The organism is Endozoicomonas atrinae, assembly GCF_001647025.1.
Classification (GTDB): Bacteria; Pseudomonadota; Gammaproteobacteria; order Pseudomonadales; family Endozoicomonadaceae; genus Endozoicomonas; species Endozoicomonas atrinae.
In genome coordinates, this window is record NZ_LUKQ02000184.1 from 1 (window position 1) to 11065 (window position 11065).

Here is an 11065-nt window from a genome sequence, read left to right on the forward strand (position 1 = left end):
GAAAATCAACATCATTAAAACCTTCGGGTAGCTGTGGTCGACGAGACATCTGTTCTAGATAATGCATGGTAATGATGCCTAAGCATAGTTGGCGGCAGCTTAAGGATTTAGAAAATGCGATTGGTATAAGTCTCTAATCGAGTTTTCTGGTCCGGTCTTTTGTTACCGGGGCCTTACCGCCCTTTGATAAACAATCGTTTACAAGATGATGTCGTTTGCTTTGAATCTATAAGTAACGCGTCAGGGCTTTTATTCATGTTGAATTTACTTGCATTAAATCACCTGGGCTGGCGCCCTTTCTTTCAACAGCAGTTGTCACTGGATGAACTGGAAGAGTGCAGTGTTGCCAGAGTGATGGAGCACAACCGCTCAAGCTATGAGCTGATGAGTGATGAGGGTTATATGGCTTTGCCGGCTAATCCCAGCTATCCGGCGATGACGGTTGGTGACTGGGTACTGCTGGATAGAGAGCATCGTCTGATACGGTTATTGGAGCGGCAATCACTCTTCAGTCGTAAAGCTGCAGGGTCCAGAGTGACTGCCCAGCTGATCGCTGCCAATGTGGATACCGTATTTATTGTCTGTTCAATGAATCAGGATTTCAGCCTGAATCGAATTGAGCGCTACCTTGCACTGGCACATGAAGCGGATGTAGAACCGGTGATTGTTCTCACCAAGGCGGATCTCTGTGACGAACCTGAACAGTATGTAGAACAGGTAAGACAGCTGGATTCCCTGCTTATGGTGGAAGCGGTTAATGCACTGGATATATCGAGTGTTGAGGTTCTGATGAGCTGGTGCCGACCAGGGCAGACGGTAGCCTTTCTCGGGTCTTCCGGTGTTGGAAAGTCCACACTGTTTAATTCGATCTTTCAGGAGAATTGGCAGCACACCAGCGCTATTCGAGAGGAAGACAGTAAAGGCAGGCATACAACCACGGCAAGATCATTGCGTTGTGCTGTGGGTGGTTTTCTCCTCATGGATACTCCGGGAATGCGTGAACTGCAACTGGCAGACTGTGAGCAGGGAGTTGAGCAGACATTTGCTGATATCAGTGACATTGCCAGTCAGTGTCGTTTTTCTGACTGTCAGCATGACGGTGAGCCAGGTTGTGCCATCAATGCCGCCATTACCAGTGGTAAGCTTGATCCTCGCCGGTTGAGTAGTTACCAGAAGCTGATGAGAGAGCAGGCCATCAATGGAGCCAGTATTGCAGAACGACGCGCAGCGGATAAGCAGTTTGTGAAAATGTGTAAGACCATCCAGTCAGGAAAAAAGGCAAGAAAGCATGAGATGTAAATAAGTTTTTCTAGGAGCCTGGGGATAGAGTCAGAGTAGCTGCTCAGACTCTATCTGTTTCTTTCAGCAGACCCGTGATCAGTCTGACTGTCTTCTATACACTCAATGCTGTTTTCAAGCGATTCAGCTTTTCTTCCAGAATGCTCTTTGGGCAACCGAGGTTCAGACGAATAAAGCCACGACCATCCTCGCCAAAGCAATACCCCATGCTGGGAATGACGCCAGCGGCATGAACTCTCTTTTCCAGATCTTCATCGCTTAACTTCAACGTTTGGCAATCAAGCCATGCAAGGTAAGTGGACTCTTGTGGGCGATACTGAATATGCGGCAATTCTGTTTTGATAAACTTCTCAAGAATACGACTGTTTTCGTGCAGGTAGGCAACGGTTTGATCAACCCATTCAGCTCCTTCTCGATAGGCTGCCTGGTTGGCTGCCAGACTGAAGGCACTGTAAACATCAATTCCGTATGCCTGAAGCTTGTTCTTCAGCCCGGTTGATTCCTGTTCATTAGGAATCATTGTGTTAGTCAGTCGCAGTGAAGGCAGGCCAAAGGTTTTGGTACCGGCGATACAAACCGCCATTTTCTGCTGGTGTTCTTCTCTGACTCGAAGGCAGCTGAAGAAACGGTGTTCAGAGAAATCGATATCAGCCCAGATCTCGTCAGAGATCAGGTAAACGCCGTATTGATGACAAAGCTCACAGACACGAGTAATTTCCGCTTCAGTCCATACCCGCCCAACCGGATTGTGTGGGTTACAGAAGATCATCACTTTGACGCCACTGCGTAATTTACTTTCCAGATCATCAAAGTCGATGGTGTAGTAACCGTTGTCGTTGATCAGCGAAGAAGTGGCCAGTGTTCTCTGAGTGTTGGTGATGGTTCGGAAAAATGCATGATACACCGGAGTTAATGCCAGTACCTGATCACCGGGCTGGCTCCAGCTTTCGACCAGCATGGCGATGGCAGGCAGGCTGCCGGGTGTTGTGTGAAACCATTCTTTCTGCAGGTGTACCTGATGCCGCTCAAGCCACCAGTCAATCAGTGATGAGAAATACTCGTCACTGCGCTCTGAGTAGCCAAAGATGCCATGATCCAGACGTTCCTGAAGTGGCTTCAAGATAAAGTCCGGTGCCTTGAAATCCCAGTCAGACACCCAGCTTGGCAGTGCTTCGCCCTTTGGGACACCGAGCCACTTTTCCATATAGTCCCACTTCAGGCAGTCCGTACCATAGCGGTTGATCACAGCATCCAGTTCAGGGTGCATAAATATACCTCAGTAAGAAAACCCCTGCGGGGGGCTTTCCTTTCACTAGGAATTGTTAAGCGGTAGCGGGATTGGCTTTTAAGCCTGGCTCTTTGGCATCGTTGTTAAGTCTGGCGATACCGATATTCATGGTGGCCAGAATCATGGCAAAGATAACGCCAGCGTAGTTCTGGATAGCCCATGGCAGGTAATCCAGGGTCGATACACCCAGTGTGGCGGCCATGAACACACCGGCGTTTGTCCATGGAACCAGAGGCTCGATAACGGTTCCGGCATCTTCAATGGTGCGGGACAGGTTTTTGGCATCCAGTCCCATGCGCTTATAAGTATCACGAAGCAATTCAGAAGGAATCAGTAGAGCCAGCTTGCCATCAGACGTGGTGCATACCACGGTAAAGGTGGTGGCAATGGTTGCAGCAATCAGGCTGGTGGTGCCTTTGATGCCTTTTGCCAGCATGCCTACCATAACCTTCAGGCCACCGGTCAGTGCCAGGGTACCGGCGAATGAAAAGGCGCAGAACACCAGCAGAACCATGCCCATCATGGAGAACAGGCCGCCGCGGTTTACCAGGGTCATAACATCACTGATGACGGTGATATTGCCCAGACCCGCATCAGCAAACATGCTGCTGTTGAAGCCGCTCAGCATGGCGCTGAGTGCCGTTGCCAGACTGAAGCCCTGGATAGCAGCCGCATTGATAATACCAACGACAATGGCCGCGATCATCAGAGGGATGGTTGGCAGCTTGCGGATAGCACCCCACAGGATAATAACCGGTGGCAGCAGTAGAAAAATATTCAGGGTAAAGAGCTGGTCCAGGTTGGCCAGAATATGAATCACCTTTTCCGGGGTTTCTGAAGAAACACCGCTTGTGCCTGAGAAGAAGAACACCGTTGCTGCCAGGATAAATGCAGGCAGTGTCGTCCAAAGCATGTGCTGAATGTGCGAGTAAAGGTCAGTTCCTGCAACGACCGGGGCAAAGTTGGTACTGTCCGACAGAGGAGAAATCTTGTCACCAAAATAAGCACCGGAAACCACTGCGCCAGCAACCGCAGCAAGGTTAGCATCCATTCCAGCGGCAACCCCCATCAGGGCAACACCGACGGTACCTGCAGAACCCCAAGAGGTGCCGGTGCAGAGAGAGACCAGACAGGTAACGAGGAAGGAGGTCAGCAGAAGGTATTCCGGGCTGATAATTTTCAGACCGTAATACACCAGCATGGGGATAGTACCGCCAATCATCCAGCTACCAATCAGGCCACCAACCAGCACCAGAATGAAAACCGCTGGCAGTGTTTTTGCCAGACGTTCAACAATGGCTTCCTGAATTTCATCCCAGCTGTAACCCTGTTTCCAGGCAACACCGGCAGCAATAATGGCAGAAGTGAGCAGCAGTGCTTCAATAGGCAACCCGTAAACACCATAGCCAACCATCAGCAACAGCAGCATGGAAAATATGGGAACAAGGGCCAGGCCCGCAGAGGTTTCTTTAACCGTTTGTGAAGCACTCATGTAATTTACACCACCAGATGATCACTATTTCACAGATGCGCGCATCATATTCGCATTGTTGATCCCGTTTTATGATGTAAATCAATGAAAGAATGTGAGGGGATTTGATGTAATTTACATAAGAAGTAGAGAGTATCTCCATGTCGACCATTAACGATGTTGCGAAAGCCGCCGGTGTTTCAACCGCTACAGTGTCCCGGGTCATCAACCGTTCCCCAAGTGTTCTGCCAGAAACCATTGCCCGTGTTGAACAGGCCATGGCGCAGGTGGGGTATCAAACGAAAGATAATCGTCGCCTGTCCATAAACCAGGGCGGAGATACGATCGGTCTGATTCTCAGTAACTTCAACTCGCCATTCTTTGGTTTGCTGACCCAGGGCGTAGAGAAAGTGGCCCGGAAATATGGCCGTAAGTTAATTGTTGCCAGTGGTCAGTACGATCCTGAGCTGGAAGAAGAGGCACTGAATTATCTGTTGAACAAAGGCTGTCGAAATATTGTGATGCACAGTAAAGCGATGAGTGACGATCAGTTAATACGGGTTGCCAGCAAGCTCCCCGGGTTTGTCATTGTTAACCGCTATGTGCCGGGTATGGAAGAGCAGTGCGTCTGGCTGGAGAATCGCAAGGGTACTTATCTGGCAACAAAGCATTTACTGGATCATGGTCATCGCAACATCGCGTATATCAGCTGTGAACTTGAAATCGACGATAAGGCTGAGCGCTTTTTCGGGTATCAGAAGGCCCTGGAGGAGGCTGGAATTAGCGTGAATCCTGACTGGGTGGAAGAAGTACCTTTTGGTGAGCATGGTGGTGCATTGGCAGCAACCAACCTGCTTAATAAAGGGCTTCCGGTGACTGCATTGGTCGCTTACAACGACTTTTTTGCTGCTGCAGCCATCCAGGTGTTTGCTGATCACGGCATTTCAGTACCGGAAAGACTGTCTGTGGTGGGCTTCGACGATGTTTTGCCCCAGTGTTACTTCACCCCGAGACTGACTACTGTTCGCAGCCCGATTGAGAGTATGGCCATTCATGCCGCAAGATTGTGTATAGAGGGTTTTGGTAGTGGAGTTTCAACGCGTTTTCAGCCATTGCTAGTAAGAAGGAACTCTGTGGCTCTGGCTATAAATGCATAGCTGTATAAACCAGAACAATGGCTTATATATTAGCCATTGTTCTTGAGGTATAGCTTTAGCCATAAATCTTATCTGGCAACCAGGTTGCCAACTCTGGCCATACAGCTAAAGCACACAAAACAAGCAATTGGATAATAATGAATGGGATCACCCCTTTGTAGATATCGGATGTAGCCACTTCTGGCGGTGCAACTCCGCGTAAATAGAAAAGAGCAAAACCGAAAGGTGGTGTCAGAAAAGAGGTTTGCAGATTAACCGCAATCATAATCCCCAGCCATACCGGATCCAGCCCCATAGCCAGCAGTACTGGTGCGACCATGGGCACGACGACAAAGGTGATCTCGATAAAATCGAGAATAAAGCCCAGCAGAAACATCACCAGCATCACTATTAATACGGCAGTAAATACTCCGCCGGGCATGGCCTCAAAATAACTGTGAATCAGCTCTTCTCCATTGAAGCCTCGAAAGACCAGGGAAAAGATGGAGGCTCCAATCAGAATCAGGAAAACCATACAGGTGACCTGTGTCGTTGATCGAACCACTTCTCTCAATGTTTTGATGCTGAGCTGTCTGCGCAGAATCGCTAGCAGGATTGCGCCTACGGCACCGACACTGGCTGCTTCTGTCGGTGTAGCGGCTCCCGCCAGTATTGAGCCCAGAACAGCGACAATCAACAACAGAGGTGGTAACAGGCTGAACAAGAGAGAGCTGTTACTGCTCATGGCTTCCAAGTCATCATCAGTCAGTGCTGGTGCAGCATCAGGTTTGATGCGGGCAACAATGATCAGATAAACGACATAACAAAAAACCAGCAGTAAGCCGGGAATAATGGCTCCGACAAACAGATCACCAACTGAAACCGTATCCGGTGAGAAGATGCCCATTTTGATCTGTGACTGCTGGTATGCACTGGATAAGACATCGCCCAGCAGAACCAGGGCTATGGAGGGAGGAATGATCTGCCCAAGGCTACCCGTTGCACAGATAGTTCCGGTCGCCAGCGCGGGGGAATATCCCCGACGGAGCATGGTTGGCAGCGATAACAGTCCCATGGTCACGACTGTGGCTCCGACTATTCCGGTACTGGCGGCCAGCAGCATGCCAACAACGGTGACCGAGAGGCCAAGCCCCCCCCGGGTTTTACCAAACAGCCGGGCCATGCTTTCCAGCAGGCTCTCTGCCACTTTGGATTTTTCCAGCATCACCCCCATAAAGACAAACAGCGGTACAGCGATCAGCGTCTGGTTGGTGATCACACCAAACAGCCGGCTGGGCAGGGCATTCATTAACGAGAGATCAAATACGCCAAACAGCGATCCAGCTCCGGCAAACAGCAGGGCTGTTCCTGCCAGTGAAAACGCCACGGGATAACCAGCCAGCAGTACCAGGCAGACGGTGGCAAACATCAAAAAAGGAATGGCATCCATCATGATCTGTTCTCCTGACTGACGTCATTACCGGTAAGGATCATCAGGGAACGCATCAGTTCAGCAATGCCCTGAAGTAGAAGGGTAACCACCATCACAAGGAGAAGACTTTTCAGCAGATAGATAAAAGGCAGCCCTCCGGGATCCGGAGATCGTTCCAGAATATGCCAGGAGCGTGCGATATAATCCCAGCTCATCACGCCAATAAACAGACAGACCGGTATCAGCATGAAAACCGTGCCCAGGCTGTTAACCAGTGCCTGTTTTTTTGTGCTCATGGTTCGATAGAAAACATCAACCCGGACATGGCCATTGTGCTTGAGTGTGTAAGCGCTGGCTCCCAGAAAGACCATTGAGTGCAGGTACATGGCCGATTCCTGCATGGCGATGGAGCCGATGTTTAACAGATAGCGCAGAACCACAACGCTACAGACGACAAATACCAGCAGTAATGTCAGCCAGCTGATTAATCTTCCTGTACGTTCTGTGAATTGGTCGATAGCGGCTACCACCGACCTGACGTATTTCCAGGCGGGATTCATACTGTCTTTCCCCCGGCAGCCAGAACACTCGACACTGGCTACTTGTTATTATCATTATTTTTGTTCAACGCTTCTGATTTATTGTTGGTGTTATAGAATGTCTTGATCAAAAAAACTGCAGTAAACAGAAGGCATTAAGCGAAGCCATTATAGGCTGTCCAGTGATGGTGGATCAATTTGGCTATCTCTCCGTATGCATTTTATCCAGATAATTCTTCTGTCTTCACAGAATTGTCATATTAGCGCTCTATATTTGATTTCCAGAAGTCAAGCAAGGAGGCTCACGCCTCAGATCACTCTTTGATAGCCCTGAATTATTAGACGGTGCTGTTAATCGAACGGGGCGTGCCAAGCCTGGAGAGCAAATGATGAAAATAAAAAAACTCGTAACTGCAGCAGCACTGGTACTGGCCAGTGGCTCGGCAATGGCCAGCCAGTTGGATCCATCTCTGCCAGCGTATAATAAGTCCAGTGGCGTATCCGGCAACCTGTCATCCGTTGGTTCAGACACTCTGGCTAACCTGATGACACTCTGGGCTGAAGATTTCAAGCGCATTTATCCCAATGTGAATGTTCAGATTCAGGCTGCGGGTTCTTCTACTGCACCTCCCGCACTGACAGAAAGTACCTCAAACTTTGGCCCCATGAGCCGGAAAATGAAAGACAAAGAGCTGGAAGCCTTTGAGAAGAGGCATGGTTACAAGCCTACGGCCGTTCCTGTAGCCATTGATGCGCTGGCTGTCTTTGTGAACAAAGATAACCCCATCAAAGGCCTGACCATGGCCGAAGTGGATGCGATTTTCTCGTCAACCCTTAAGTGCGGCGCAGACAGTGAAGTAAAGACCTGGGGTGATATCGGTCTGAGTGGATCCTGGACGAACCGTTCTGTGCAGCTTTACGGGCGTAACTCGGTATCCGGTACTTATGGCTACTTCAAGAAAAAGGCTCTGTGTAAGGGGGATTTCAAAAACAGTGTAAATGAACAGCCAGGCTCCGCCTCTGTTGTTCAGTCTGTTTCTGCATCGCTGAATGGTATTGGCTACTCTGGCATTGGCTACAAAACTTCCAGCGTAAGAACCGTTGCGCTGGCGAAGAAAGAGGGGCTGGCTTTCGTCGAAGCGACGCCGCTGAATGCCGTTGATGGCAGTTATCCTCTGTCACGTTTCCTCTACGTGTATGTGAATAAGCAGCCTAACAAGCCATTGTCTCCACTTGAGCGTGAGTTTGTTAAGCTGGTGCTCTCTAAGCAGGGGCAGGAAGTGGTTGTGAAGGATGGCTATATTCCACTGCCAGGCAAGGTTGTTGATAAATACCTGGCTAAGCTCGGGCTTGATAATACGACAGTTGCCAGTAAATAAATTTATTACTGATTGAATAAAAGCCACTGTCTTCAGTGGCTTTTTTATGGGTGAACTATTCAACTGATCAGTAATGCCTGATCAAGATCCTTTTTAAGATCATCAATATCTTCTATTCCAACCGAGAGACGGATCAGATTGTCGTGAATACCAATCTGTCTGCGGGTCTCAGGAGGGATGCTGGCATGGGTCATAATGGCTGGCTGCTCAGCCAGGCTTTCTACACCACCAAGGCTTTCGGCCAGAGTGAATACTTTCAGTCTGGAGAAGAAGCGTGAGGTTTCCTCAAGCGATCCCTTTATTAACACGGAGATGATTCCACTAAACCCTGACATTTGTCGTTTAGCTAAATCATGCTGTGGATAACTTCTTAAGCCGGGATAAATAACTTTCTCTACCTGCTGGTGGCTTTCCAGCCATTCGGCCAGTTGTTGAGCATTATCGTTATGGGCTTGCATGCGTAATGCCAGCGTCTTTATTCCGCGCAATGCCAGATAGCTGTCAAATGGGCCGGCAATACTGCCAATGGCATTCTGCAGGAACGTCATCTGGTTATTGAGCTCAGGATCATCACCAATAATCACTGCACCACCAATGATGTCAGAATGACCGTTCAGGTATTTTGTGGTTGAGTGTACGACAATGTCTGCCCCAAGATTCAGTGGTTGCTGATTAAATGGGGTAGCAAAGGTGTTATCCACAACGACCAGAATGTTTCTTTTCCGGGCCAGATCACAGATGGCTTCAATATCAACCAGTTTAAGCAGAGGGTTGGTTGGGCTCTCTATCCAGATCATTCTGGTATTGTTTTGAATGGCTCTCTGAAAAGCCTGAGGGGCAGACATATCAATAAAGCTGAATGACAAACCGGCACTTCTTCTGCGTACCTGGTCAAACAGGCGGAAAGAGCCACCATACAGGTCGTCCATGGCAATCACATGGTCACCGTGATTGAGCAGCTCAAGAACGGTGGCAATAGCGGCCAGGCCTGAGGCAAAGGCATACCCTTTCCGGCCATTTTCCAGGCTGGCGAGCAGGCGCTCAAGGGCAAAACGGGTGGGGTTCTGGCTTCTTGAGTATTCAAACCCGGTGTGTTGCCCGGGAGCCTGCTGTGCATAGGTGGACGAGGTCACAATAGCAGGCATAACTGCACCGGTAACCGGATCAAGCTCCTGGCCACCATGAATGGTACGGGTAGCAAAACGCATGCTTTTACTGGTCATAGGCTTTCCAGTTCTCCTGTCAGGTGATGCTGTTCAAGCCACTGATGATTAAATGCCTTGGATAGATAGCGGTAGCCAGTGTCGCAGGCAAGGGTAACGACGGTTTTAGGGGTGGTCTGTTGCTGGCAATATTGCAGTGCTGCAGCCAGTAAAACGCCGGTTGAGGTACCCGCCAGAATCAGTTCCCTGTTAAACAGTGCTCTTGTATGCCTGAAGGCATCTTGATCTGAAATAGTGAAGGCTTGATCAGCAAGAGACAGATCGCAGTTATCAGGGACAAAGTCTTCACCGATCCCTTCGACCAGCCAGCTGCCAGATGTTTTTTCTGGAATGTTGTTGACCTTATCTGCCAACAACGAACCTTCGGGATCTGCCAGAATCAGTTCTACTCTTGGCTTTTGAGCTTTCAGGTAGCGACCGGCACCGGTTAATGTGCCTCCGGTACCCACACCACAGACAAACGCATCTACCTTGCCTGCGGTTTGCTGCCAGATTTCCGGACCAGTGGTTTTGAAATGGGCTTCAATATTTGCCTTATTGGCAAACTGGTTGGTGTAAAAGTATCCCTTTTGCCGACTGAGTGTTTCTGCCAAATCCAGATAATAGTCAGGGTGGCCACGGCTAACATCCGAACGGGTGAGAATCACGTTAGCGCCCATCATCTTGAGTAGATCTATTTTCTCCTGACTCATTTTGTCAGGTATGACCGTATTCATCTGATAACCTTTGGCGCGGCAAATGGCTGAGAGGCTTATGCCGGTATTGCCTGCGGTTGCTTCAATCATCTCCTGTCCGGGCTTCAGTTCTCCCTTGCTCTCTGCTGTGTTGATAATGCTCAGCGCCGTTCTGTCTTTGATCGAGCCGTTGGGGTTGTTGCATTCCAGTTTGATGTATAGCTGGCAGCAGCCTGTATCAAAGTGGGTCAGCCGGATAAGTGGGGTATTGCCGATAAGATCTAGTATCGATGTGTTTTGAGTCATACAGGTGGTAACCAACAGTTGTACTGGCGACCACAGTATTGGCAAAAATAGAGAGTGGCTTGGAATGGATTGTTTTAACGATATAGCTGAGAAGAGATTTGGTCTGATCTTCCATCAACCAATTACGCATAGAAAATAACAGAGTATTTACGGGAAAACATTGCAAAAACAAGGCTGCAATAAAAAAGCATGGGAATGTAATTTAAATTGTGTAAACGCTTGTCGTTAATACTCCAAAATGGAGAATAACAATGAGCGTTGAAATCAACGAAAAACTGGTAGATCAAATAGCCAGTCAGATTAAAACTCAGGATGATC

The 11065-nt window shown here is 49.0% G+C and carries 10 protein-coding genes; 3 read left to right on the forward strand and 7 right to left on the reverse strand.

From position 1 onward, the window contains the following. Nucleotides 1-255 precede the first annotated feature (255 nt). Nucleotides 256-1299, forward strand: a complete 1044-nt coding sequence (rsgA, locus tag AK963_RS20150; RefSeq protein ID WP_066017226.1) for a ribosome small subunit-dependent GTPase A — start codon at nt 256-258, stop codon at nt 1297-1299. A 94-nt stretch (nt 1300-1393) separates the two neighbouring features. Here the strand turns inward: rsgA and AK963_RS20155 are convergent, their stop codons facing one another. Together AK963_RS20155 and nhaC are read right to left on the reverse strand one after the other, a co-directional pair. After that, nucleotides 1394-2566 carry a MalY/PatB family protein gene (locus AK963_RS20155; protein WP_066017227.1) on the reverse strand — a complete coding sequence of 391 codons (1173 nt, stop codon included), beginning with the start codon at nt 2564-2566 and terminating at the stop codon, nt 1394-1396. Between the two features lie 55 nt (nt 2567-2621). After that, a complete protein-coding gene (nhaC, locus tag AK963_RS20160; protein WP_066017228.1) occupies nt 2622-4079 on the reverse strand; it encodes a Na+/H+ antiporter NhaC in 1458 nt (485 codons plus the stop codon). Between the two features lie 140 nt (nt 4080-4219). Here nhaC and AK963_RS20165 point away from each other — a divergent pair, with 140 nt between their 5' ends. Then, nucleotides 4220-5215: a LacI family DNA-binding transcriptional regulator gene (locus tag AK963_RS20165; RefSeq protein ID WP_066017229.1), complete on the forward strand. Its 996-nt coding sequence runs from the start codon at nt 4220-4222 to the stop codon at nt 5213-5215. Nucleotides 5216-5270: 55 nt separating this feature from the next. On the opposite strand, the gene AK963_RS20170 is transcribed toward AK963_RS20165, so the two are convergent. Beyond that, nucleotides 5271-6647, reverse strand: coding sequence for a TRAP transporter large permease (locus AK963_RS20170; protein WP_066017230.1), 1377 nt, complete (start codon nt 6645-6647; stop codon nt 5271-5273). Beyond that, nucleotides 6644-7186 carry a TRAP transporter small permease subunit gene (locus AK963_RS20175; protein WP_066017231.1) on the reverse strand — a complete coding sequence of 181 codons (543 nt, stop codon included), beginning with the start codon at nt 7184-7186 and terminating at the stop codon, nt 6644-6646. The genes AK963_RS20170 and AK963_RS20175 overlap by 4 nt, the downstream gene beginning before the upstream one ends. Nucleotides 7187-7554: 368 nt before the next feature. On the opposite strand from AK963_RS20175, the gene AK963_RS20180 reads away from it, so the two are divergent. Next, entirely contained in the window at nt 7555-8544 is a 990-nt protein-coding gene (locus AK963_RS20180) for a PstS family phosphate ABC transporter substrate-binding protein (protein WP_066017234.1), read from the forward strand. A 59-nt stretch (nt 8545-8603) separates the two neighbouring features. Here the strand turns inward: AK963_RS20180 and AK963_RS20185 are convergent, their stop codons facing one another. The 3 genes from AK963_RS20185 to AK963_RS35670 all read right to left on the reverse strand — a co-directional run. Next, nucleotides 8604-9767 carry a trans-sulfuration enzyme family protein gene (locus AK963_RS20185; protein WP_066017232.1) on the reverse strand — a complete coding sequence of 388 codons (1164 nt, stop codon included), beginning with the start codon at nt 9765-9767 and terminating at the stop codon, nt 8604-8606. Then, complete coding sequence (locus tag AK963_RS20190) at nt 9764-10747, reverse strand: PLP-dependent cysteine synthase family protein (protein WP_066017233.1); 984 nt, start codon at nt 10745-10747, stop codon at nt 9764-9766. Before AK963_RS20190 ends, AK963_RS20185 begins: the two co-directional genes overlap by 4 nt. Before the next feature lie 122 nt (nt 10748-10869). After that, on the reverse strand, nt 10870-11065 hold a 196-nt coding region (locus tag AK963_RS35670; protein WP_238593797.1), incomplete at its 5' end, for a hypothetical protein.